The sequence below is a fragment of the Geminicoccus sp. genome, assembly GCF_035556675.1.
GTDB lineage: Bacteria > Pseudomonadota > Alphaproteobacteria > Geminicoccales > Geminicoccaceae > Geminicoccus.
In genome coordinates, this window is the sequence record NZ_DATMFZ010000166.1 from 1 (window position 1) to 22,313 (window position 22,313).

Sequence of the window (22,313 nt, forward strand, 5' to 3'; positions counted from 1 at the left end):
CCGTCCTCGACCAGCGCCTCGGCGATCTGGACGGCGTTGAGGGCGGCGCCCTTGCGCAGATTGTCCGCGACGACCCACATGTTCAGGCCGTAGGGCACGGTGTCGTCGATGCGCAGGCGCGAGACGAAGGTCGCGAACTCGCCGACCACGTCCTTGGGCGTCGCGTATTCGAAGTCGTCCGGGTCATCCAGGACGTTGATGCCCTCGAAGTTCATCAGGGCCTCGCGGGCCTCCTCCAGGTCGATCGGGCTCTCGAACTCGACGTTGATGGCTTCCGAATGGCCGATGAAGACGGGGACGCGGACGCAGGTCGCGACCACCTCGATCGCCGGGTCGAGGATCTTCTTGGTCTCGACCTTCATCTTCCACTCTTCCTTGGTGGAACCGTCATCCATGAACTTGTCGATCTGGGGGATGACGTTGAAGGCGATCGGCTTCTGGAACACCGTCGGCTTCTTGCCGAGGTCGTTCATGTAGACGGCCTTGGTGTGCTCGAAGAGCTCGTCCATGCCCTTCTGGCCGGCACCGGAGACCGACTGGTAGGTGGAGACCACCACCCGCTTGATCTGCGAGAGGTCGTGCAGGGGCTTGAGCGCCATCACCATCTGGATGGTGGAGCAGTTCGGGTTGGCGATGATGTTGCGGGTGCGGGCGTATTGCAGCGCCTCGCGGTTGACCTCCGGCACCACCAGCGGGACGTCCGGCTCCATGCGAAAATGGCTGGTGTTGTCGATGACCATGCAGCCGGCCTGGGCGGCGCGGGGGGCGTGGACGGCGGAGACCGCACCGCCCGGCGAGAACAGGGCGATGTCGAAGCCGGAGAAGTCGAAGTCCTCCAGGCTCTTGACGGTCAGCTCGTCGTCCTCGCCGAAGCTGACCTGCTTGCCGACCGACTTGCTCGACGCAAGGGCCACCACCTCGTCGGCGGGGAATTCCCGCTCGGCCAGGATGTTCAGGATCTCGTGGCCGACCGCACCCGTGGCGCCGGCGACTGCTACTCGAAAGCCCATGAGCGTTTCCTTTCAGAGGACCCGGGCGCCCGCCAGGGCCCCGGGACGCCCATGAAATCTGGAATCAGGCCGAGCGCTTGGTGAGCGCGGTCAGGATCTTGGTGCCCATCTCGGCGGTGCCAATGGTGGTCATGCCGTCCTGCGCGATGTCCGCGGTCCGGTAGCCCTCGTTCAGCACGTCGGCGATGGCGGCCTCGATCAGGCCGGCCTCGGTGTCGCGGTCGAAGCTGTACTTCAGCAGCATGGCGAAGCTCATCAGCGCCGCGATCGGGTTGGCCATGTCCTTGCCGGCGATGTCGGGGGCGGAGCCGTGGATCGGCTCGTACATGGCCTTGCGCTTGCCGGACGTGGCGTCGGGGGCACCCAGCGCTGCCGAGGGCAGCATGCCGAGCGAGCCGGTCGCCATGGCCGCCGCATCCGACAGGATGTCGCCGAACAGGTTGTCGGTGACGATCACGTCGAACTGCTTGGGCCGGCGGATCAGTTGCATGGCGCAGTTGTCGGCGTACATGTGGGAAAGTTGGACGTCGGCGTACTCGCGGGCGTGCAGCTCGGTGACCACCTGGCGCCACAGCACGCCGGTATGCATGACGTTGGCCTTCTCGACCGAGGTCACGCTGTTGGAGCGCTTGCGGGCCAGCTCGAAGCCGATCCTGGCGATCCGCTCGATCTCGGCCGTGGTATAGACTTGGGTATCCACGCCGCGCTTCTGGCCGTTGCCGAGGTCCTCGATGCCGCGCGGCTCACCGAAATAGACACCGCCGGTCAGCTCGCGCAGGATCAGGATGTCCAGGCCGCGCACCAGCTCGGGCTTGAGCGTGGAAGCTTCCACCAGGGCGTCGAACACGATCGCCGGGCGCAGGTTGGCGAACAGCTCCAGCTGCTTGCGCAGCTTCAGGATCGCCTGCTCGGGCTTCAGGTGGAACGGGTTGGTGTCGTACTTGTGCACGCCCACCGCGCCGAACATCACCGCATCGACCGCCTGGGCCTTGGCCAGCACCGCCTCGGTGATCGGCTCGCCATGCACGTCCAGGGACGCGCCGCCGACCAGGTCCTCCTGGAGCTCGAAGCTCAGGCCCTTGCTGCCCAGGAAGTCGATCACCCGCCGGACGACCGCCATCACCTCCGGCCCGATGCCGTCGCCAGGGAGGAAGAGGATCGAGCCGGTGGTCATCGTCGCTTTCTCGGGTTCGTTTCGTAGGGCGTGCGCGAGAGGGTGCTTGGGTCCGTTCAACGAAGCATGTCACGAAGCACAGGTTGCTGGTGACCTAACTCATTGATGTCATACGGACCTTTGCCTCCCTCGGGTTCGTTTGTGCAAATTCGCTCGTTTCCGTCACCCCGGCTGGAAGCAGGAGGGATCAACGGCAGAAGATCTCATGCGGTCGATCCCCCGGTCAAGCCGGGGGACGGGAAGGAAGGTTCAGGCGCCGGCACCCGCGGAATAGAGCCAGGGAGCCTGGGCCTGCTGCTTCGCCACGAACGCCTGGATCTTGTCGGCCTTCTGCATGGTCAGGCCGATGTCGTCGAGGCCTTCCAGCAGGCATTCGCGGTTGAACGGGTCGATCTTGAACGAGATCGGCTCGTTGCCGGTGGGCCGCAGGATCAGGTTCTGCTCCAGGTCGACGGTGAAGGTCGGGTCCTGCGCGTTCTGCGCCTCGGCCATCAGCGCGTCGATCGTCTCCTGGGGGAGGCGGATCGGCAGGATGCCGTTCTTGAAGCAGTTGTTGTGGAAGATGTCGGCGAAGCTGGGCGCGATCACGCAGCGGATGCCGAAATCGGCCAGTGCCCAGGGGGCGTGCTCGCGCGACGAGCCGCAGCCGAAATTCTCGCCGGCGATCAGGATCTGCGCCTGGCGGTACTTCGGCTGGTTCAGCACGAAGTCCGGCACTTCCTGGCCGTCCTGGGTGTAGCGCATCTCGTCGAACAGGTTCTTGCCGAGACCCGTCCGCTTGATGGTCTTCAGGAACTGCTTGGGGATGATCATGTCGGTGTCGACATTGATCATCGGCAAAGGCGCGGCGATGCCGGTCAGCTTGGTGAAGGGGACCATGGCGTTCTCCTCAGGCGACCAGCTTGCGCACGTCGGTCAGCTTGCCGGTGACGGCGGCAGCGGCGGCCATCTCGGGCGAGAGCAGGTGGGTGCGGCCCTGGCGGCCCTGGCGGCCCTCGAAGTTGCGGTTGCTGGTGGAAGCACACCGTTCCTTGGGCGAGAGCTGGTCGGGGTTCATGCCGAGGCACATCGAGCAGCCGGCCTCACGCCACTCGAAGCCCGCGTCCTTGAAGATCTTGTCCAGGCCTTCCTGCTCGGCCTGGTAGCGGACCAGGCCGGAGCCCGGGACGACCATGGCCTGGACGTTGGGGGCGATCTTCTTGCCGGCGATGACCTTGGCGGCGGCGCGTAGATCCTCGATGCGGCCGTTGGTGCAGGAGCCCAGGAAGATCTTGTCCAGGACGATCTCTTCCACCGGCATGCCGGGGGTGAGGCCCATATAGTCCAGGGCGCGCTCCATGGCGCGGCGCTGGGCCTCGTCCTTGGCGTTCTTCGGGTCCGGCACCCGGCCGGAGATCGGTACCACGTCCTGGGGCGAGGTGCCCCAGGTGACCTGCGGCTCGATGTCCTCGGCCTTGAGCAGGACCTCGGCGTCGTAGGTGGCACCCTCGTCGGAAGCGAGCGTGCGCCACCAGGCGACCGCCTTCTCCCAGTCCTCCCCCTTGGGCGCCATCGGGCGGCCCTTCAGGTAGGTCCAGGTCTTCTCGTCGGGCGCGATCAGGCCGGCGCGGGCGCCGCCCTCGATCGACATGTTGCACACGGTCATCCGGCCTTCCATCGACAGGCCGCGGATCACCGAGCCGGCATACTCGACCACGTAGCCGGTGCCGCCGGCCGTGCCGATCTTGCCGATGATGGCCAGGATCACGTCCTTGGCGGTCACGCCGAAGGGCAGGGTGCCCTCCACCGAGATCCGCATGGTCTTCGGACGCTTCTGGATCAGGGTCTGGGTCGCCAGCACATGCTCGACCTCGGACGTGCCGATGCCGAACGCCAAGGCGCCGAACGCGCCGTGCGTGGAGGTGTGGCTGTCACCGCAGACGATGGTCGTGCCGGGCAGGGTGAAGCCCTGTTCCGGCCCGATCACATGGACGATGCCCTGGCGCCGGTCGCGCATGCCGAACAGCTGGACGCCGAACTCGCGGCAGTTCTCCTCCAGGGTCTGGACCTGGATGCGCGAGGTCTCGTCCTCGATCGGCCGGGAGCGGTCGGTCGTGGGCACGTTGTGGTCGGGAACGGCCAGGGTCGCTTCCGGGCGCAGCACCTTGCGGCCCGAGGCGCGAAGACCCTCGAAGGCCTGGGGGCTGGTCACCTCGTGGACGAGGTGCCGGTCGATGTAGAGGAGGCTGGTGCCATCCTCCGCCACGTCGACCAGATGGCTTTCCCAGATCTTCTCGAAGAGGGTTTTCGGCCCGCTCATCTTTCCGTTCCCGAACTTACTTGAAGCCTATCGGCCCTGGCCTGCTCGAGGCCGTTCCCGGCCTCAGGCCTTGTCGGCCGAAGCCTTCTTGGGGGTGTCCATGCGGCGCTCGGTGATCCGGGCCGCCTTGCCGGTACGACCACGCAGATAATAGAGCTTCGCGCGGCGGACCTTACCGCGCCGCACCACCTCGATCGACGCGATCCGCGGGCTGTAGAGCGGGAAGACGCGCTCCACGCCCTCGCCGTAGGAGATCTTGCGCACGGTGAACGCGCTGTTCACGCCGCGATTGCGCCTGGCGATGCACACGCCCTCGAAGGCCTGCACGCGCTCGCGGGTGCCCTCGATGACCTTGACGTTGACGCGCAGCGTGTCGCCGGCGCCGAACTCGGGGATCGGCTGGCCGCCGCGGCCTTCGATGGCTTCGTCCCGCTGCTCTTTGTCGAGCTGTGCGATAAGATCCATGGATCAGTTTCCTTCGAGGTGGAGTTCGACGTTCTTGGCCCCGATCAGGTCGGGGCGACGCGAGGCGGTGACGGCTTTCGCCTGGTCCTTCCGCCAATCCCTGATCCGGGCGTGGTGCCCGGACAAGAGAATCTCAGGTACCGGTCGGCCTTCCCAGGTCGCCGGTCTCGTATAATGGGGATATTCGAGGAGTCCGTCCTCAAAGCTTTCCTCAGCCAACGATGAGGCGGAGCCCAGCACGCCGGGCAGGAGGCGGACCACTGCATCGAGGACGAGAAAGGCGGCGAGCTCGCCGCCCGAGAGGACGAAGTCGCCGATCGAGACCTCGTCCAGGCCGCGGGCCTCGACGACGCGCTGGTCCACACCCTCGTAGCGGCCGCACAGCAGGACGACGCCCGGACCCTCGGCCAGCCGCCGTGCATCGGCCTGCACGAAGCGGCGGCCGCGCGGGGTGAGGTAGATCCTGGGGCGCTCATCACCCGGCGGTGCGGCGGCATCGATGGCGGCCGCGATCACGTCCGGACGCATCACCATGCCGGCCCCGCCGCCGAACGGCGTGTCGTCGACCGACTGGTGGCGGTCATGGGTGAAGCTGCGCGGGTTGACCGTATCGAGCGACCAGTCGCCCCGCTCCAGCGCCTTGCCGGTCAGGGACTGGCCGAGGGGGCCCGGGAACATCTCGGGGAAGATGGTGACGACCGAGGCGGCAAAGCCCATCACTCGACCTCCACCGGCGGGTCGATCACGACCCGGCGTCCGGCGAGGTCGACCAGCGGGACCACCGCCTTGGTGAAGGGGAAGTCGCGCAGGCTGCCGTCCGCCGCCCGCACCTCCAGGATGTCGCCGGCGCCGAAGTCCTGCACGCTCACGATCTCGCCGAGCTTCTGACCATCCGGAGTCTCGGCCGAGAGGCCGATCAGGTCCTCGTGGTAGAACTCGTCCTCCTCGGGCGGCGGCAGCACGCTGCGGGGGACGTAGAGCGCCGTGCCGCGCAACCGCTCGGCGGCGTTGCGGTCGGTGATGCCCTCGGCCTTCACGATCAGGCCGTTGTCCAGGACGGTGACGATCTCGACGCGGAAGAGCCGGTTGCCCTTGGCGTCGTGGAGCGGGCCGTAGGCAGCGGCGTTCTCGGGCTGCTCGGTGAAGGTCTTGAGCTTCAGATGACCGCGCACGCCATGGGCCGTCGCCACGGCGGCGACACAGACCATGCGCTCGGCGGCATCCTCGGCCATCGATCATCCCCAGCAGGGCCTAGGCCGGCGCCCGACCCTGAACGGCAAGCAGGCCGGCCCAGCCGGGCCGGCCCATCCTCATCGAACCGGACCGGCTCAGGCGGCGGCTTCGGCCTCGGCCTTGGCCTTCTTCTCGGCGATCTCGGCGGCGCGCTTGCCGGTGCCGCGATGCACGGTGGCACCCGGCAGGATGCCGGCCTTGTCCAGGAAGCGGGCGACGCGGTCGGTCGGCAGGGCGCCGACGGACAGCCAGTGCTTGATCCGCTCCTCGTTCAGGACCAGGCGGTTCGGATCCTCGGTCGAGCGGATCGGGTCATAGGAGCCCAGACGCTCCAGGAAGCGACCGTCGCGCGGCGAGCGGCTGCTGGCGGCCACGATCTTGTAGTAGGGGCGCTTCTTCGCACCGGCGCGGGCGAGGCGGATCTTCACCGACATGATACGACTTTCCAAAGGTTCGACGATTGAGCGGAAGGAAACAGCGAGGAAGACCTACATCCGGGGCAGCATTCCCGGCGGGATCATGCCCTTGGGCAGCTTGCCGATCAGGTTCTGCAGGCCGCCCATCTTCTTCATCTGCTTCATCATGTCCTGCATCTGGCGATGCTGCTTCAAGAGCTGGTTGACGTCCTGGACGGTGGTCCCGGAGCCCTTGGCGATGCGCCGCTTGCGCGAGGCGTTGAGCTTGTCGGGATCGCGCCGTTCCAGCGGCGTCATGCTGTCGATGATCGCCGTCTGACGGATGAACACCCGCTCGTCGACCTTCTTCTCGTCCAGCTGCTTCTTGATCTTCTGCACGCCCGGCAGGGCCGACAGCATGCCCTGCATGCCGCCCATCTTCTTCATCTGCACGAGCTGTGAACGGTAGTCGGCCAAATCGAAGCGGCCCTTCTGGACCTTCTTCGCCAGCTTCTCGGCTTCCTCGCGGTCGATGTTCTCGACCGCCTTCTCGACCAGGCTGACCACGTCGCCCATGTCGAGGATGCGGCCGGCGACCCGCTCGGCGACGAACGCTTCGAGCTGGTCCAGCTTCTCGCCGACACCCACGAACTTGATCGGCTTGCCGGTGATCTGGCGCATCGACAGCGCCGCACCGCCGCGGGCATCGCCGTCCATGCGGGTGAGCACGATGCCGTCGACGCCGATCTCGTCGTTGAAGGCCCGGGCCACGTCAACCGCGGTCTGGCCGGTCAGCCCGTCGGCCACCAGCAGGGTTTCCTGCGGCTCGGCCAGGAGCTTGACCTCGGCCAGCTCGTCCATGAGCTGGTCGTCGATCTGCAGGCGGCCGGCCGTGTCCAGGATGACGACGTCGTAGCCTTCCCGGTGGGCGGTATCGAGTGCCCGCTGGGTGATCTCGACCGGCTTCTGGCCCGGCACGATCGGCAGGTGGCCGGTGCCGGTCTGCTCGGCCAGCACCTGGAGCTGCTTCTGGGCTGCCGGGCGCTGCACGTCGAGCGAGGCGAGGAGGACCTTCTTGCGCTCGCGGTTCTTCAGCCGGAGCGCCAGCTTGCCCGAGGTCGTGGTCTTGCCCGAGCCCTGCAGGCCGCACATCAGGATGACCGACGGCGGCGAGCCCAGCTCCAGCCCGACATGCTCCGTGCCGCCCAGCAGCTCGATCAGCCGGTCGTTGACGATCTTGACGATCTGCTGGCCGGGCGTGATCGAGCGGATCACCTCCTGGCCGATCGCCCGCTCCTTGATGCCGGCGACGAACTCCTTGACCACCGGCAGGGCGACGTCAGCCTCCAGCAGCGCCACGCGGATCTCGCGCAGCGCCTCGGCGACATCGGCTTCGGAGAGCGCGCCGCGCCGGCGTAGCCGGTCGAACACGCCACCGAGGCGGGTGGTCAGGTTCTCGAACATCTTCCCGGTCGTTTCCGCATGGCCCGGACCACGGATGGCATTTCCGGACATGACAGCGTATAGAAGGACGCCCCCGCGAGACAGGCCCGCGAAGCGCGGCTCTCTTGAGCATCACCGCACCGGGATGTCAAGGAATCGCGGTTCCACCGTTGCGCGGCGGCGGATGATCTGCAATCAGGCCGCACCATGACCACCGTGCCGTTCACCAAGATGCATGGGCTGGGCAATGATTTCGTCCTCCTGGACGAGCGTCGCAAGCCCGTCCCGCTCGACCCTGCCTGGATTGCCCGGCTCGCCGACCGCCATCGCGGCATCGGCTTCGACCAGCTCGTCGTGATCGATGCCGATCCGGAGCTGGACGTGCATGTCCGCTTCTTCAACGCGGATGGCAGCGAGTCCGGGGCGTGCGGCAATGCCTCGCGCTGCGTGGCCAAGCTGATCCATGGCGAGACCGGCCGGGACCGGATCTGGTTGCGCACCGCGCGCGGCATCCTGGAGGCGGTGCGCGACGGCCAGCTCTGGACGGTCGACATGGGCCGGCCGCGCCTGGCCTGGGACGAGATCCCGCTCACCCATGACTGCGACACCGAGGCGGTGCCGGTGGACGTGGCGGGGCTGCCCCGGCCGTTCGCGGTGAGCATGGGCAATCCGCACGCGGTGTTCGTGGTCGACCATCTGGAGAGCCTGGACGTGGCCGGGATGGGCTCGATGCTGGAGCGCGACCCGATGTTCCCCGAGCGCGCCAATATCGGCTTCGTCCAGGTGCTGGACCGCCAGAACGCGCGGCTGCGCGTGTTCGAGCGCGGGGTCGGGCTGACGCTGGCCTGCGGCAGCGGCGCGTGCGCCGCGATGGTGGCGCTGGTGAAGAAGGATCTGGTCGACGGCAAGGCGACGTTCCAGCTGGACGGCGGCGAGCTCGTGCTGGCCTGGGACGGGGTGAACGGCGTGCGGATGACCGGGCCCGCCGCCATCGTGTTCACCGGCGAGATCAGCACCGAGCTGGCACCGGGCGACTCATGAGCGCCATCGACGTCCTGACCTTCGGCTGCCGGCTGAACAGCTTCGAATCCGAGGTGATGCGGCGCCATGCCGAGGATGCCGGCCTGTCCGACCTGGTGATCGTCCATTCCTGCACGGTCACCGCCGAGGCCGAGCGCCAGGTCCGCCAGGCGGTGCGCAAGGCCCGACGCGAGCAGCCGGGCAAGCGGATCGTGGTGACCGGCTGCGCGGTGCAGGTGGATCCGGCGAAGTGGACCGGCATGGCGGAGGTCGACCATGTGGTCGGCAACGAGGACAAGCTGAAGCCGCTCACCTGGACGAGCCTTGCCGGGGATGGACCGGAGCGGGTGCGGGTCGGCGACATCATGGCGGTCAAGGCCATGGCCGGGCATCTGGTGCCGGGCTTCGACGGGCGGAGCCGCGCCTTCCTTCAGGTGCAGAACGGCTGCGACCATCGCTGCACCTTCTGCATCATCCCCTACGGCCGGGGGCCGTCCCGCTCGGTGCCGGTGGCGGACGTGGTGGCGCAGACCCGGCTCCTGGTGGAGCAGGGCTATCGCGAGCTGGTGGTGACCGGGGTCGACATCACTTCCTACGGCAAGGACTTGGAGGATGCGCCGACCCTGGGCGGGCTGCTCAAGGCGGTGCTGCGCCAGGTGCCGGAGCTGCCGCGCCTGCGCCTGTCCTCGATCGATCCGGCGGAGATCGACGGGGACCTGCTGGAGCTGATCGAGGGCGAGCCGCGACTGATGCCGCACCTGCACCTGTCGCTCCAGGCCGGCGACACGATGGTGCTGAAGCGGATGAAGCGGCGTCATTCGCGCGACGACGTGCTGGCGCTCACCAGCCGGCTGCGCGCCCTGCGCCCGGACCTGGTGTTCGGCGCGGACATCATCGCGGGCTTCCCGACCGAGACCGACGCGATGTTCGAGAACACCCGGCGGATCGTGGCGGAGGCCGGGCTCACCTGGCTGCACGTCTTCCCCTACAGCCCGCGGCAGAACACGCCGGCCGCACGGATGCCGCAGGTCGAGCCCGCCCTGCGCAAGGAGCGGGCGGCGATCCTGCGGGCCGAGGGTGCGGAGGCCGTGGCGCGCTTCTATGCCGCCGAGCAGGGGCGGGTGCGCGAATTGCTCGTCGAGCGGGGCGGGGCCGGGCACACAAGGCACTTCGCGCCGGTGAAGCTCGCGGCCAATGACGACCTGGCGGCGGGTGCCCTGATCGACGTGCGCATCACCGGCGTGGACGGGCAGGTGCTGCTGGGCGAGCGGGCGGCGTAGGCCGGCTCACCGTCAAAAGCGCATCCTCGGATCGAAGGCGGCGCCGAGCCGGCCGAGCTCGTCCCTGCGCCGCTGCCGGTAGGCCGGGTCGCGCAGGCCCCGCATCAGGCGCTGCCGTGCCTCTGCATGGCGCAGGCGGCCCAGCAGCATGGCGAGAAAGGCGGCCTCGCGCTGGAGCGCCAGCAGGCGGGGATGGCGCTGGCGCAGGCTCGCGATCCGGCAGTGGAGCCGGTCGAGCCGGTCGGGGGCGAAGCCTGCCGGCTCGATCCCGAGAAAGGCCTGCAGGCCTGCCAGGAGAACGGAGCCGGCCCGGCGGTGGCCGAACCCGCCCAGGCGGGCGAGCGCCGCCTCCACCTCGTCCGGCCGCAGCTGCGCCACCAGCAGGCCCGCCTCCAGCAGCGTGCGCAGGCTGACCCGGCCATGGGTCAGGCCGCGATTGCTCAGCTGGTGATGGACGATCAGGTGCAGGAGCTGGCTGGTCGGGTCGGGGAGCAGGGCGACGGCACCGTCCAGCCGGACCGGCCGTGCCTGCCGGCACAGCTCGGCCGGCTGCAGGATCGGCGGTACGCGCGCATGGAGCACCTGCCGGTGCAGCTCGATCTGCACGCCGCTGTGCGGGTGGATGAGGGTGGGCAGGTGGTGCTCCGGCGTTCCGGCCTGGTCCGGCGGCCGGTAGCCCCGTGCCACCAGGAGCTCGAAGGCCCGCCCGGCCTGGTCCGCCACGAGCAGGTCCAGATCGGCCATGATCCGCCAGCCGGGGTCGGGATAGAGATCGTCGGTCAGGCGGATCGCGCCCTTGAGAAGGGTGGGCTCGATCCCGTGCTGGTTCAGGAGGGCCACCACCTCGATCAGACTGTGCCTCAGGCGTGTGTTGCGCTCGATGTTGGCGCCGTGGATGAAGGCGAACAGGTCGGCCACCTCGGCGGGGAGGCGCTCGATCAGGCCGGCGCGCTGCAGGGCCGGGCCCAGGACCGGCAGGACGTGATGGCGGTCAGCCGCCTGGATCAGGCCCGGCCAGTCGCCGATCCGGCCGAGTTCCTGCGCCAGCCGCGCGGGATCCCCACTGCCGAGGCCGGCGCGCAGGATGGCGCAGAGGTGGTGGAATGGCTGCGGCTTCATGCCTGGCGACCGATGGCGCCGATCGCCGCGACCGCCTCATCCAGGTCGCCATAGGTCAGGCGGAAGGCCGGCACCCGCTCCAGCCAGGCCAGCAGGTCGGTGAGGTCGCGGCCTGCAGCCGGCGGCCAGGTGCCGGACTCGACCAGGCTGCGCAGGAGCTCGATCGGGCGCAGCCGCTGCCGGTCGAGCCGGGCACCCGCCCGGTAGCGCGGGACGATCACCATGGCGACCGGCTGGCCCCGGGGGGCGGACCGGCGGGCCGGGGCGAAGTAGCGGACCCGGGTCGTGCCGATCGAGACCGGCACGGTCAGGGCGAAGTCCGCATGCATGCGCGCGAACAGCGGCCAGCTGCCTTCCTTGACGCTCATGGCGAGCGGGAACGGCCAGGCCTGCCGGCTGCCCGCCTCGATCGGGGTGATGTCGTCGGACAGGAGCGCGCCGCCGGCCGCCAGCAGGGCGCCGGCCAGGGTGGTCTTGCCGGAGCCGGAGGTGGCCGCCAGGATCACCGCGCCGAACGGCATCGCCACGGTCGCCGCGTGCAGGAGCGCCAGCCAGTGCCGCCCGGGCGCCAGCTCGACCGCCAGGCGGCGCAGGGCCAGCCAGCGGCCGAGGCCGAGCGAGCCCGGCCGATGCGCCAGCATGCCGTCCACGGCGACCACCGGCCCATCGGCCGACGGGTAGAGGTCGATGGTGCAGGCCGCGGCCCCGCCGTCGCTCACCAGCGGCGCCAGGGCGCCGGCGAAGGTCCGGGCCAGCACCGGCTCCCAGCAGCGCACCCTGGCCGCCATCGACCCTTGCGCCACCGTCAGCTCCAGGGCCGGCGGGCCGGCGGGTGCCGGGGCCGGCACCGGGGCAGGGGATGCCTGCCCCGGGGCGGCCGGCTCGCCATCCCGGGGCCAGGCCCTGGCCGGCTCACCTTCCAGCAGCCAGATCTGCCCCGATGTCCCGTCCTGGACGACGATGCCATCGTCGAAGGCGAAACTGCGCAGGAATGCGCCGGAAGCCGGAAGGGGCACGGGCCTATTCGAAGCTGGCGTCGCCGTAGGCCTCGGCGCGGCGCGGGTCGAACAGGAGGGCGGCGGCCGGGGCGGCGGCGAGCAGGCCCAGCATCCGCTCCATCGCCTGGCGGCGGCCGGCCTCAGCCGGGGGCTGGGCCTGGGGCGGGGTGGCGGCGTCCTGCTCCGGCGCGGCGGGCGGGGTGCGGTTCTCGTCGGTCATGATGGGAATCCTGAAAGAATGACGTTCAAGGGAAAGCACGCGGTCCGGCCGGTCAGGACGGCGGGTCGGCGAAGATGAAGTCGCTGGCGGTCAGGGTGAGGCTCTGGCCGTCATGGTGGACCACGGTGACGTAGTTGTCGGCGTCGAAGCCGACCGTCACGGCGGAACTCCCGTTGCCCTGGATGGTCAGGTCGCCCAGCTCGATGAAGCCCCACTGGCTGACGTCGATCACGTCGGCGCCGAAGCCGAAGTCGTAGATCGTGTCGGCGCCGCTGTCCGGGCCGAACACGAAGGTGTCGGCGCCGCCGGTCGAGCCGGCAGGGCGGCTCTGGGCATCGCCCCAGAACTTGTCGTTGCCGGGGCCACCCTCCAGGATGTCGTCGCCGCCCTGACTGTCGCTGCTGAAAAAGTAGGCGTCACCCTGAATGTCGTCGTTGCCATCGCCGCCCTTCAGGACGTCGTCGCCAAAGGAGGCGTCGTCGTAGGCCCTGTACGCGTCGCCATAGAGGTAATCGTTGCCGTCCCCGCCGTGGAGCTCGTCGTCGCCGGAAACGCTGCCGGCATAAACAAACCAGGCGTCGCCAATGAGGGAATCCGGTCCCTCGCCGCCATAGAGCAGGTCGTTGCCGCCCTGGCCACCGGTGGCGATGTCGTATGCGTCGCCGTAGAGGGTGTTGGAGGAGCCACCGCCACGGACCACATCGTCGCCGCCTTGCCCCGACAGTTCCGACACATCGCCGTAGAGAGTGTCTCTGCCGTCACCGCCCCAGATCACGTCGTCGCCGGCGCCGCCATAGGCGGTCACGTCGGTGGTGTAGGCGCTGGCGGCATTGACCGGGCGCACGGTCAGGTCGAGCAGGTCGTTGCCGGCCCCCAGATCGAACAGGGTGATGCCGACGAAACGCAGAGCATTGGTCCCGCCGATGGTGAAGTCGTAGATGAAGGCGTCGTTCAGGTTGGCGGCGAAGGTATCGCCGTACAGGGTGGTGTCACCGCCGCTGCCAGTGAAGATGCCGGTGCTGCCGCGCTTGCCGGCCACGGAGAGCACTTCGCTGGTATAGCCGTTGGTGACGGTGCTGTTCTTGCCGAGCGTACCGTTGGTGGTGAAGTTCATCGCTTGCCAGCTTTCACGTTACGGAATGCCAGGGGCGCGGTTGCCCCGGCCGACGACGGCAAGCGGCCGCATCCAGGATCGAGGCTTGCCGTGACCATGGGCTGGATGCGGCCGATCCACGGGAAGGGAGAAGGGCCGCGTCGGCCGTGCTACTCGAAGCTGGCGTCGATCCCGGCCTCGGCGCGGCGCGGGTCGAATAGCAGGGCGGCGGCGGGGGCGGCGGAGAGCAAGGCCAGCATGCGCTCCATGGCCTGGCGGCGATCGGCCTCGGCCGGGGGCTGGGCCTGGGGCGGGGTGGCGGCGTCCTGCTCCGGCGCGGCGGGCGGGGTGCGGTTCTCGTCGGTCATGATGGGAATCCTGAAAGAGCAGCGATCTGGGGAAGAATGCCGGTCCGGGCGGTCAGGGCAGCGGAGCGGTGAAGACGAAGTCGTCGGCGGTCAGGGTGAGGTTCTGGCCGGCGTGGTGATTGACGGTGACATAGTTGTCGGCATCGAAGCGCACGGTGACGCTGGCGCTGGCATTGTTCTCGATGGTCAGGTTGTCGATGCCGGTGAAGCCCCACGCCGTCACGTCGATCACGTCGTCGCCGAAGCCGAAGTCGTGGATCGTGTCGACGCCGCCGTCTGGGGCGAACACGAAGGTGTCGTTGCCGCCGATCGAGCCGCTGTCACGCGTCTTCGCTTCGCCGTAGAGCGCGTCGTTGCCGGCGCCACCTGCCAGGATGTCGTTGCCGCCCGTCACGCTAGTGCGGAGATAATCCCCCTCGCCGTAGAGCGTGTCGTTGCCGGCACCGCCGTGGAGCTCGTCATCGCCGGCGGTGCTGCCGGTGTTGAGGTACACGGCGTCGCCTCGCAGGGTGTCGCGCCCGTCCCCACCCCAGAGCGTGTCGTCGCCGCCGACCCCGCCATCGTAGATGTAGACGGCATCGCCATACATCTCGTCGGGGCCGTCATAGCCCCAGATCTGGTCATTGCCGCCGGTGCCGTAGAGGGAATACGCATCCCCCTTCATCAGGTCGTTGCCGCTGGCACCGTAAATCATGTCGTCGCCGCCGGAGCCACCGGCCAAGATGCTGTAGGCGTCCCCATACATGTCCTCGCCGGTGGTCCGGCTGGGGGCGCCGTCGGCGGAGAGCTGGTCGTCGCCGCCCTGGCCATCTTCGATGATGGTGTAGGCGTCGCCGTAGAGGGTATTGGAGGAGCCGCCGCCACGGACCACATCGTCGCCGCCTTGCCCCGACAGCGCCGACACGTCGCCGTAGAGGGTGTCCCTGCCGTCGCCACCCCAGATCACGTCGTCGCCGACCCCGCCATAGGCGGTGACATTGGTCGTGTAGGCGCTGGCGGCATTGGCCGGGCGCACGGTCAGGTCGAGCAGGTCGTCGCCGGCCCCCAGGTTGAACTCGGTGATGCCGGAAAAGCGCAGCGCGTTGGTGCCGCCGATGGTGAAGTCGTAGATGAAGGCGTCGTTCAGGTTGGCGGCGAAAGTGTCGCCGTACAAGGTGGTGTCACCGCCGCTGGCGGTGAAGATGCCGGTGCTACCGCGTTTGCCGGCCACAGAGAAAGTTTCGCCGGTATAGCCGTTGGTGACGGTGCTGTTCTTGCCGAGCGTACCGTTGGTGGTAAAATCCATTGTTGTTTTGCCTCTCCTGACTGCGGACTTCGGCCACCCCCGTGCTGCACACGGCTTGCCCCTGCGGCAGGGACGGCAGCTTCTCCATCTGGCGGTGACGGGAAGTCATTCCGATAGAACGCCAAGCCTCGCTTGCTCCGAGACTGCATGGGCGAGCTGGAAGACGCGGTTGTCATTCTCTCTGTAGAGGTGAAAAGAGTTCGTTACTGGTAAATTTTTGGAAAAACAGAATTGTTATTGTTCATTTCGGACTGCCATGGATGGGCGGCAGGCGCAAGTGCCTGCGGGCGCCATGTCGAGGAAGAATTCAGCCACCGGCAGCATGAGGCCGTGCCGTCACAGTGCTCGGCAGTCGTATGGTGATGATCTCAGATGATGCGCTGGACGATGCAGTAGATTCACCGGAAACCATCATGTCACCACGGCCGGCCGGGCCCGGGACGCCGGTCGGCACGGCCGTCAGCCACCGGTTCTGGCCGCCAATCGAGGCGAACCGGGCGGCGTCTCGCGTCATGCCGGCCCGGATCGCCCAGGATCCAGCCATGGGCCGCCAACGGGGGAGGTGCGTACAGTTTCGGCGCCGACCGGGCCATAGATCGTCGAATTTGCTGTAGTCTACTCGAGGCTGCCCTCGTGCGGACGGCGCTCCGCCAGCGTCGATGCAGCCCTTGCCGGTCATGATGCGGATGGAAGTCGGGGGCGTGCGTGCGTGATCCCGGTCAGGAGGGCTGGGCGAAGACGAAGTCGCCGACGGTCAGGGTGAGGCCCAGGCCGGCATGCTGGTTGACGGTGACGTAGTTGGCGGCGTCGAAGCGGACCTCCACCGACGCCGTGCCGTTGGCGACGATGGTCAGGTCGGCGAGGTCGGTGAAGCCCCACTGGCTGACGTCGATCCGGCCGGCGCCGAAGCCGAAGTCGAAGATGTTGTCCACGCCGCTGTCCGGGCCGAACACGAAGGTGTCGGTGCCGCCGGAACTGCCGACATACCTGTTGGCCGCGTCGCCATAGAGCTGGTCGTTGCCGGCCCCACCCAGGATGGTGACAGGGCCGGGGAAGGCGGCGCGGACGAAGAGGGGTGCAGGGTGAGGTCCAGGACGTCGTCGCCGCCACCCAGGTCGAACCGGGTGATGCCGACGAAGCGGAGCGCGGTGGTGCCGCCGAAGGTGAAGTCGTAGATGAACGCGTCGTTCGGATTGGTGGGGTCGCTGTCGCCGACCAGCGTGGAATCCGCCGACGTGGCGGTGAAGATGCCGGTGCTGCCGCGCTTGCCGGCGAGCGAGATGGTCTCGCCGGTATAGGCGTTGGTGGCGGTGCTGGTCCTGCCGAGCGCGCCGTTGGTCGTGAAAAGCATGTCGTGATCGCCTTCCCTGCGCTGGCCCGCGCGCGGCGGGCACCGGATGACACTGCCGTTTCCGGTCATGCCGGCCGGGCGGCTGGTGTCCTCCCATCAGCGGCGAGAAATGTTGCCGGTCAATCCACGCCATGTGCAGCATCGATCCTCTAGAATCGAAGTAAAACTTAAGCTTATTGTCTAATATTGAAGTTGATACGGAATTATATTTCTATTTTTCCAGAAATATGGATGTAATGATATTATATGGCCATGCCATGGCTGCCACGCAGGCGCAAGGGCCGCATCACCGACTCCCGGAGCCGGTGGTGGCGTGCCCCGGGCGCTGCCGGTCCCATCTGGATACTATCGTCGCAGGGCGCCGGACGGGCTATCATCCGCGCTGACGCCGAAGGGCAGGGGTGCCGTGGCAGGCGCGGCCGGGCTGGCCGGGGAGAAAGCAGGCGATGGGGGAGGCGCGGCTGGAGCGGCGGCTGGCGGCCATCCTGGCGGCGGACGTCGCCGGCTACAGCCGGCTCATGGAACGCGACGAGGCCGGCACGTTCGGGCGGCTGAAGCGGCTGCGCCAGGAGGTGGTCGAGCCGGTCCTGGCCCGGCATGGCGGGCGGGTGGTCGACCTGAAGGGCGACGGCGCCATCATCGAGTTCGGCAGCGCAGTGGAAGCGGTCGAGGCCGCGGTGGCGGTCCAGCAGGCGATGGCGGAGCAGGACCCGGACCTGCCGGAGGAGCAGCGCATCCGCTACCGGATCGGGATCAATCTGGGCGACGTCATCGTCGAGGACGGCACCATCTATGGCGACGGCGTCAACGTCGCGGCCCGGATCGAGGCCTTGTGCGAGCCGGGCGGCGTGTGGCTGTCGCGCAGCGTCCACAACGCGGTCCGGGGCAAGCTCACCCTGCCGCTGGTGCCGACCGGCCTGCACCGGCTGAAGAACATCAGCGAGCCGGTCGAGATGTTCCGGGTGGCGCTGGGGCCGGGGGGCGCTGCCGCACTGCCCCTGCCCGACAAGCCCTCCATCGCCGTCCTGCCGTTCACCAACATGAGCGGCGACCCGGAGCAGGACTATTTCGCCGACGGTCTGGTGGAGGACATCACCACGGCGCTGAGCCGCGTGCGGTCCTTCTTCGTGATCGCCCGCAACTCGAGCTTCACCTACAAGAACCGGACGGTGGACGTGCGGCAGGTGTCGCGCGAGCTGGGGGTGCGCTACGTCCTGGAAGGCAGCATCCGCAAGTCGGGGGCGCGGGTCCGCATCGTCGGCCAGCTGATCGACGCGACTACCGGGCATCATGTCTGGGCCGACCGCTTCGACGGCGATCTGAGCGACATCTTCGACCTGCAGGACCGGATCACCGAGAGCGTGGTGGGTGCGGTCGAGCCGAGCATCCGGCTGGAGGAGATCCGGCAGGCCCGCACCAAGCCCACCGAGTACATCAGCGCCTACGACCTCTACCTGCGCGCCCTGCCGGGCTTCTACCGCATGACGGCGGAAGGGTTCGCCGAGGTGCGCCGGCTCACCAACGAGGCGCTGAGCATCGATCCGGGCTTCATCCTGGCCAAGGCGCTGGGCGCCTATATCCGCAGCATCTCGGTGAGCCAGTGCTGGCACGAGCCCGATGATTCGCGGGTGGCCATCCGCATGGCGCGCGAGGTGCTGGCGGAGGCGCGCGACGACCCGACCAGCCTGCGCTTCGCCGCCCAGGTCCTGGCCTACAGCGCCAAGGACTACGAGACGGCGCTGGGCGCCATCGACCGTTCCCTCCTGCTCAATGGCAATTCCGCGCAAGGCCATACCGGTGCCGGCTGGGTGAACGCCCATGCCGGCCGCCCGCTTGCCGCGATCGAGCATTTCCACCGCGCCATGCGCCTGAGCCCGGTCGATCCCGAGAAGGGCATCGCCCTGTCCGGCATCGGCATGAGCTACCTCATGCTGGAGCGCTACGAGGAGGCGCTCGACTGGGGCGAGAAGGCGCTGCGGGAGATGCCCAATTACGGCTCCTCGCACCGGGTGGTGATCGGCGGGCTGGTGGGCCTGGGCCGGCTGGAGGAGGCGAAGCTGGCGGCCGGGCGGCTGATGGCGGCGTTCCCCACCTACACGCTCACCCTGCAGCGGCAGATCAATCCCTGGCGGGACATGGCCTTCGCACAGCGCTACCTGGATGCGCTTCGGGTGGCCGGCATCCCCGATTGAGTCAGCCGCGCAGCGCCTGGGCGACCGAGCCGCGATAGGCGAAGGCGGCCGGGATCGTGGCCAGCACGGAGCCGGCCAGGACGATCGCCAGGACCAGGCGCAGTTCGGCCAGGCCCAGGCCGACCGGGAGGCTCAGCGCGGTGCGGCTCTCGAACAGGCGGCCGACCAGGAAGGCGCCGCCATAGCCGACCAGCAGGCCCAGCAGCGCGCCCACCGTCAGGATCAGCGCGACGTTCAGCCAGATGGTGGCGAACACGAAGGGGCGCGAGGCGCCCAGCGCCCGCAGCACGCCGATCAGCCGGCGGCGCTGGGCCAGGCTCGCCAGCACCGCCAGGAGCACGGCACCGATCACCAGGACCTGGGTGAGCAGGGAGATGGTGGCGACCAGATCGCGCACGTCGCCCAGCAGGGCATAGAGCTGGACCAGGACCTCGGCCGGGAACACCGCCATGGTGCCGTCGGCGGCGCGGTATTCCTGGCGGAGCTGATAGGCCGCGGCGAAGCTGGCCGGCTTCACCACGATCGCCGGCACGCCCGGCAGCTCGGCCCGATCGAAGGGCGGGCCCAGCGGGATCAGGTCGAGGGCGGGCTCGCCGTGCAGGCCGTCCGGCCAGAGCGCAGCCTCGTCCAAAGCGTGGCCCACCGGCAGGGAGTGGACCCACCAGATTGCCTCGATCGGGGCGATGATCGCACGGTCCCAGGGCGTGCCCTGGCGCTGCATCCGGCCGACCACGTGCTGGTGGAAGCCATGCTCCTCCTCGTCCTCCATCTCGACATGGCCGTGCGCCGGCTCGAACTCGTCACCGAGCGCCAGGGGCACGTCGGCGCCGACCACCACCTCGTCGATCCGCTCGAACAGGCGACCCTCGGCCAGGGGCGGCGTACCGCCAGGGGCGAGGAAGCCCGCGGTGGTGCCGACGATCGGGTGGCCGCGCCAGTTGTCGCCAAAGCCGATCGGGGCGGCCTCGACCACGTCGGGATGGGCGGCGAGATCGGCCAGGATGGCGCCGTCGATCAGCTCGATCGCGGCCGGCTGCAGGTAGACGGTGGAGAGGACGAGCTGGGTCTCGCTGCCGGGGGCACCGATCAGCAGGTCGAAGCGGTCGGCGGCACGGGCACTGCCCTCGCGCAGGGCCCGGTCCTGGGCGGAGACGGCCACGCCCAGGCCCACGGCGAGCGCCACCAAGAGGATGATGGCCAGCGCGCCGGCGCGGCTGCGCCGAAGATCGGCCAGCACGAACGGAAAGGGATTGCCCAAGGCTCAGAGCCGCTCGTAGGCCGCGTCGAGCAGGCGGACCCGGCTGACGAAGCCGGTCTCCGCGTCGATCTCGGTGCCGAGCGAGAGGGTGCCGGTCACCAGGATCGGCAGGTTGAAGTCGACCCAGTCCTGCTTCCGGCGCAGGCGGACCAGCACGATGTCCTGCGGCCAGTCCGCTTCCTTGTCGCAGAACGGGCAGACCGCCATCGGCATCTTGGTGAGCACGAAGAAGGGGGCGTCGGGCTTGAGCGGCGGCGCCATGAAGCCCTGGATCTGCACCGGTGCGTCGGTCAGCGCCAGCGCCTCCTCGGAGAAGGCCGCACCCTTGCCGTAGATGTCGCGCAGCTTGATCCGGGTGGCCGCATGGCCGGGCCGCGCGACACTGACCACGCCCAGCGCCGTGGCGGCGAGCAGCAGGTGGCGTCGGTTGGTCCCAGCCATGACGGTCCTCCGGTTCAGGTCAGTCCATCGCCCCGGCGCGCTGGCCGATCTTCGAGGCGTGGTTCATCACGTGGAAGATATAGTTCTGCTCCACCGTGCCCTGGAACAGGTGCGCCCAGGGGCCGATCGCGTAGATGCCCAGATCCTCGCCGCCATGGGTCTCGCTGGACAGCGGCACCAGGGCCGGCTGGAGGAAGTCGACGTCGGTGGTGTCGACATTGCTCAGGTCGGCGCGCGGCGCGTCCTTCAGCGCACCCGGGCCATTGGCGAACTGCAGCGTGGTGTAGGGCTTGCCGTCGTCGCCCATCAGCGGCTCGCCGCCCCAGGCGGCCAGGCCTAGGATCGGGTTGCCCCGCTCGGGATAGCCGTTGATCGTCAGCGTGTGGCTGTGATCGGCCGTCGCGATGATCAGGGTCTCGTTCAGGTCGACCTTGTCCATGGCGGTGCGGATCGCCTTGTTGAACGCGATCGCATCGGTCAGGGCGCGGGCGGCATTGCCGGCATGGAGCGCGTGGTCGACCCGGCCGCCTTCCACCATCAGGATGAAGCCTTCGTCGCCGGCCTTGGCCTGGAGGATGTCGATGGCCTTGGCAGTCATCTCCGCCAGCTCGGGCTCGCCCGCCGGATCCTTCGCGCGGTCGACGTCGTACTGCATGTGCGACATGTCGAAGAGGCCGAGCACCGGACCGGTGGTGGCGGGATCGATCGCGTCGAACTGCTCCTTGTTCCAGATGAAGGACGAGCCCGCCCCGTGGCGGTCGGTCCACGCCTTGGTCAGGTCACGCCCGTCCTTGCGCCGGCCGGTCTTGCCTTCGTACTCGGGATCGGCCGCCGTCTCCGGCAGGAAGTAGGCACGGCCGCCGCCGAACGCCACGTCGAAACCGTGCCCGTAGGGGATCTCGACCAGCGAGCGGGCGATGTCCTTGCAGCCCAGCTCCAGCGCTTCCGCCGGCATGTCGGCGTCCGACTCCCAGTCGCGGCTCGGCGAGTGCGAATGGGTGGAGCCCGGCGTCGCGTGGGTGATGCGGGCGGTGCTGATCACGCCGGTGGCGAGCCCTGCGGCCTGGGCCATCTCGAAGATCGTGGTGACCGCACCGTTGTCGAGCGAGGCGGCACAGTCTTCGACCGGCACCTCGTGCGACACGGCCATGGCGGCGTTGCGGGTCTTCACGCCGGTGACCATGGCCACCGCGGTGGGTGAGCTGTCGGCGACCTGGGCGTCGGAGGAATAGGTCTTGGACGCGGCGAGATAGGGGAAGGATTCGAAGGCCAGCACGTTGGATTCGCCATCCACGCCGCGCTGCTGGCCCTCCAGGATCCGGGTGGCGGTCACCGTGGGGAAGCCCATCCCGTCGGCCACGAACAGGATCACGTTCTTGGCGTGATTGGTGTTCGGCTGCTGCGCCTGGATCCGCGCCAGGATGTCCTGGCCGGTCCGGAAGTAGGGATCGTCCGCCTGCGCCAGCGTGATGCTGCTGTTAGCGGCCCTGGGCGGGCTCAAGTCCACCGTCCGCTCGCTGCAGGCGGCCACGGTCAACGCCGCGGTGCCCATCAGGAATGCCATTCTGACCGATTTGCCCACGAGAGCCTCCCAATTCTATTGTTGTGATCAATTCGTGATAGTTCCGTGACAATGGCAACGGCAAGTCACAAGATGAACGCAGCCGGC

23 protein-coding genes are annotated in these 22,313 nt (G+C 68.6%); 4 read left to right on the forward strand and 19 right to left on the reverse strand.

Annotated features, from left to right (window positions below):
- The 9 genes from VNS22_RS12390 to ffh form a co-directional block, all read right to left on the reverse strand.
- The coding region (locus VNS22_RS12390; RefSeq protein WP_325732834.1) for an aspartate-semialdehyde dehydrogenase at positions 1 to 1,010 on the reverse strand (1,010 nt) is incomplete at its 3' end.
- Positions 1,011 to 1,074: 64 nt separating this feature from the next.
- On the reverse strand, positions 1,075 to 2,184 hold the full coding sequence (gene leuB / locus VNS22_RS12395) for a 3-isopropylmalate dehydrogenase (RefSeq protein WP_325732836.1): 1,110 nt from the start codon (positions 2,182 to 2,184) through the stop codon (positions 1,075 to 1,077).
- A 249-nt stretch (positions 2,185 to 2,433) separates the two neighbouring features.
- On the reverse strand, positions 2,434 to 3,063 hold the full coding sequence (leuD, locus tag VNS22_RS12400) for a 3-isopropylmalate dehydratase small subunit (RefSeq protein WP_191058511.1): 630 nt from the start codon (positions 3,061 to 3,063) through the stop codon (positions 2,434 to 2,436).
- 10 nt (positions 3,064 to 3,073) lie between these two features.
- Positions 3,074 to 4,483, reverse strand: a complete 1,410-nt coding sequence (leuC, locus tag VNS22_RS12405) for a 3-isopropylmalate dehydratase large subunit (protein ID WP_325732839.1) — start codon at positions 4,481 to 4,483, stop codon at positions 3,074 to 3,076.
- A 63-nt stretch (positions 4,484 to 4,546) separates the two neighbouring features.
- Entirely contained in the window at positions 4,547 to 4,948 is a 402-nt protein-coding gene (gene rplS / locus VNS22_RS12410) for a 50S ribosomal protein L19 (RefSeq protein WP_325732841.1), read from the reverse strand.
- Positions 4,949 to 4,951: 3 nt separating this feature from the next.
- The gene (trmD, locus tag VNS22_RS12415; protein WP_325732843.1) at positions 4,952 to 5,665 is read right to left on the reverse strand and encodes a tRNA (guanosine(37)-N1)-methyltransferase TrmD; all 714 of its coding nucleotides are present in this window, start codon (positions 5,663 to 5,665) and stop codon (positions 4,952 to 4,954) included.
- Entirely contained in the window at positions 5,665 to 6,180 is a 516-nt protein-coding gene (rimM, locus tag VNS22_RS12420) for a ribosome maturation factor RimM (RefSeq protein WP_325732845.1), read from the reverse strand. Before rimM ends, trmD begins: the two co-directional genes overlap by 1 nt.
- A 96-nt stretch (positions 6,181 to 6,276) precedes the next feature.
- On the reverse strand, positions 6,277 to 6,615 hold the full coding sequence (gene rpsP / locus VNS22_RS12425; protein ID WP_159715660.1) for a 30S ribosomal protein S16: 339 nt from the start codon (positions 6,613 to 6,615) through the stop codon (positions 6,277 to 6,279).
- Positions 6,616 to 6,669: 54 nt separating this feature from the next.
- Positions 6,670 to 8,040: a signal recognition particle protein gene (gene ffh, locus VNS22_RS12430; protein ID WP_325732847.1), complete on the reverse strand. Its 1,371-nt coding sequence runs from the start codon at positions 8,038 to 8,040 to the stop codon at positions 6,670 to 6,672.
- A 186-nt stretch (positions 8,041 to 8,226) separates the two neighbouring features.
- Between ffh and dapF the strand changes: the two genes are divergently transcribed.
- Both dapF and mtaB read left to right on the forward strand, forming a co-directional pair.
- The gene (dapF, locus tag VNS22_RS12435; RefSeq protein ID WP_325732849.1) at positions 8,227 to 9,060 is read left to right on the forward strand and encodes a diaminopimelate epimerase; all 834 of its coding nucleotides are present in this window, start codon (positions 8,227 to 8,229) and stop codon (positions 9,058 to 9,060) included.
- Entirely contained in the window at positions 9,057 to 10,319 is a 1,263-nt protein-coding gene (gene mtaB, locus VNS22_RS12440; protein WP_325732851.1) for a tRNA (N(6)-L-threonylcarbamoyladenosine(37)-C(2))-methylthiotransferase MtaB, read from the forward strand. Before dapF ends, mtaB begins: the two co-directional genes overlap by 4 nt.
- A 12-nt stretch (positions 10,320 to 10,331) precedes the next feature.
- On the opposite strand, the gene VNS22_RS12445 is transcribed toward mtaB, so the two are convergent.
- From VNS22_RS12445 to VNS22_RS12475, 7 genes are all read right to left on the reverse strand, one after another.
- Complete coding sequence (locus VNS22_RS12445) at positions 10,332 to 11,438, reverse strand: nucleotidyltransferase family protein (RefSeq protein WP_325732853.1); 1,107 nt, start codon at positions 11,436 to 11,438, stop codon at positions 10,332 to 10,334.
- Complete coding sequence (locus tag VNS22_RS12450; protein WP_325732855.1) at positions 11,435 to 12,454, reverse strand: hypothetical protein; 1,020 nt, start codon at positions 12,452 to 12,454, stop codon at positions 11,435 to 11,437. Before VNS22_RS12450 ends, VNS22_RS12445 begins: the two co-directional genes overlap by 4 nt.
- A gap of 4 nt (positions 12,455 to 12,458) precedes the next feature.
- On the reverse strand, positions 12,459 to 12,656 hold the full coding sequence (locus VNS22_RS12455; RefSeq protein ID WP_325732857.1) for a hypothetical protein: 198 nt from the start codon (positions 12,654 to 12,656) through the stop codon (positions 12,459 to 12,461).
- 52 nt (positions 12,657 to 12,708) lie between these two features.
- On the reverse strand, positions 12,709 to 13,770 hold the full coding sequence (locus tag VNS22_RS12460) for a calcium-binding protein (protein WP_325732859.1): 1,062 nt from the start codon (positions 13,768 to 13,770) through the stop codon (positions 12,709 to 12,711).
- A 149-nt stretch (positions 13,771 to 13,919) separates the two neighbouring features.
- The gene (locus VNS22_RS12465) at positions 13,920 to 14,117 is read right to left on the reverse strand and encodes a hypothetical protein (protein WP_325732860.1); all 198 of its coding nucleotides are present in this window, start codon (positions 14,115 to 14,117) and stop codon (positions 13,920 to 13,922) included.
- Positions 14,118 to 14,169: 52 nt separating this feature from the next.
- Positions 14,170 to 15,402 (reverse strand): calcium-binding protein, encoded by a 1,233-nt coding sequence (locus VNS22_RS12470; RefSeq protein ID WP_325732862.1) that lies wholly within the window; start codon positions 15,400 to 15,402, stop codon positions 14,170 to 14,172.
- Between the two features lie 719 nt (positions 15,403 to 16,121).
- Complete coding sequence (locus tag VNS22_RS12475) at positions 16,122 to 16,355, reverse strand: hypothetical protein (RefSeq protein WP_325732864.1); 234 nt, start codon at positions 16,353 to 16,355, stop codon at positions 16,122 to 16,124.
- A gap of 222 nt (positions 16,356 to 16,577) precedes the next feature.
- Between VNS22_RS12475 and VNS22_RS12480 the strand changes: the two genes are divergently transcribed.
- Positions 16,578 to 16,700: a hypothetical protein gene (locus VNS22_RS12480; protein WP_325732866.1), complete on the forward strand. Its 123-nt coding sequence runs from the start codon at positions 16,578 to 16,580 to the stop codon at positions 16,698 to 16,700.
- Positions 16,701 to 17,199: 499 nt separating this feature from the next.
- Positions 17,200 to 18,945, forward strand: a complete 1,746-nt coding sequence (locus tag VNS22_RS12485) for an adenylate/guanylate cyclase domain-containing protein (protein WP_325732868.1) — start codon at positions 17,200 to 17,202, stop codon at positions 18,943 to 18,945.
- Between the two features lies 1 nt (position 18,946).
- Here the strand turns inward: VNS22_RS12485 and VNS22_RS12490 are convergent, their stop codons facing one another.
- The 3 genes from VNS22_RS12490 to VNS22_RS12500 are packed head-to-tail and all read right to left on the reverse strand — an operon-like array spanning position 18,947 to position 22,208.
- Entirely contained in the window at positions 18,947 to 20,203 is a 1,257-nt protein-coding gene (locus VNS22_RS12490; protein WP_325732870.1) for an FtsX-like permease family protein, read from the reverse strand.
- Between the two features lie 3 nt (positions 20,204 to 20,206).
- Complete coding sequence (locus VNS22_RS12495; RefSeq protein WP_325732872.1) at positions 20,207 to 20,644, reverse strand: hypothetical protein; 438 nt, start codon at positions 20,642 to 20,644, stop codon at positions 20,207 to 20,209.
- A 19-nt stretch (positions 20,645 to 20,663) separates the two neighbouring features.
- Entirely contained in the window at positions 20,664 to 22,208 is a 1,545-nt protein-coding gene (locus tag VNS22_RS12500) for an alkaline phosphatase (protein WP_325732874.1), read from the reverse strand.
- Positions 22,209 to 22,313 lie beyond the last annotated feature (105 nt).

Bases quoted from the DNA above. Each gene is read 5' to 3' on its own strand.
- leuB (WP_325732836.1), bottom strand. From the start codon at position 2,184: ATGACCACCGGCTCGATCCTCTTCCTCCCTGGCGACGGCATCGGGCCG.
- leuD (WP_191058511.1), bottom strand. From the start codon at position 3,063: ATGGTCCCCTTCACCAAGCTGACCGGCATCGCCGCGCCTTTGCCGATG.
- leuC (WP_325732839.1), bottom strand. From the start codon at position 4,483: ATGAGCGGGCCGAAAACCCTCTTCGAGAAGATCTGGGAAAGCCATCTG.
- rplS (WP_325732841.1), bottom strand. From the start codon at position 4,948: ATGGATCTTATCGCACAGCTCGACAAAGAGCAGCGGGACGAAGCCATC.
- trmD (WP_325732843.1), bottom strand. From the start codon at position 5,665: ATGGGCTTTGCCGCCTCGGTCGTCACCATCTTCCCCGAGATGTTCCCG.
- rimM (WP_325732845.1), bottom strand. From the start codon at position 6,180: ATGGCCGAGGATGCCGCCGAGCGCATGGTCTGTGTCGCCGCCGTGGCG.
- rpsP (WP_159715660.1), bottom strand. From the start codon at position 6,615: ATGTCGGTGAAGATCCGCCTCGCCCGCGCCGGTGCGAAGAAGCGCCCC.
- ffh (WP_325732847.1), bottom strand. From the start codon at position 8,040: ATGTTCGAGAACCTGACCACCCGCCTCGGTGGCGTGTTCGACCGGCTA.
- dapF (WP_325732849.1), top strand. From the start codon at position 8,227: ATGACCACCGTGCCGTTCACCAAGATGCATGGGCTGGGCAATGATTTC.
- mtaB (WP_325732851.1), top strand. From the start codon at position 9,057: ATGAGCGCCATCGACGTCCTGACCTTCGGCTGCCGGCTGAACAGCTTC.
- VNS22_RS12445 (WP_325732853.1), bottom strand. From the start codon at position 11,438: ATGAAGCCGCAGCCATTCCACCACCTCTGCGCCATCCTGCGCGCCGGC.
- VNS22_RS12455 (WP_325732857.1), bottom strand. From the start codon at position 12,656: ATGACCGACGAGAACCGCACCCCGCCCGCCGCGCCGGAGCAGGACGCC.
- VNS22_RS12460 (WP_325732859.1), bottom strand. From the start codon at position 13,770: ATGAACTTCACCACCAACGGTACGCTCGGCAAGAACAGCACCGTCACC.
- VNS22_RS12465 (WP_325732860.1), bottom strand. From the start codon at position 14,117: ATGACCGACGAGAACCGCACCCCGCCCGCCGCGCCGGAGCAGGACGCC.
- VNS22_RS12470 (WP_325732862.1), bottom strand. From the start codon at position 15,402: ATGGATTTTACCACCAACGGTACGCTCGGCAAGAACAGCACCGTCACC.
- VNS22_RS12480 (WP_325732866.1), top strand. From the start codon at position 16,578: ATGAACGCGTCGTTCGGATTGGTGGGGTCGCTGTCGCCGACCAGCGTG.
- VNS22_RS12485 (WP_325732868.1), top strand. From the start codon at position 17,200: ATGGGGGAGGCGCGGCTGGAGCGGCGGCTGGCGGCCATCCTGGCGGCG.
- VNS22_RS12495 (WP_325732872.1), bottom strand. From the start codon at position 20,644: ATGGCTGGGACCAACCGACGCCACCTGCTGCTCGCCGCCACGGCGCTG.
- VNS22_RS12500 (WP_325732874.1), bottom strand. From the start codon at position 22,208: ATGGCATTCCTGATGGGCACCGCGGCGTTGACCGTGGCCGCCTGCAGC.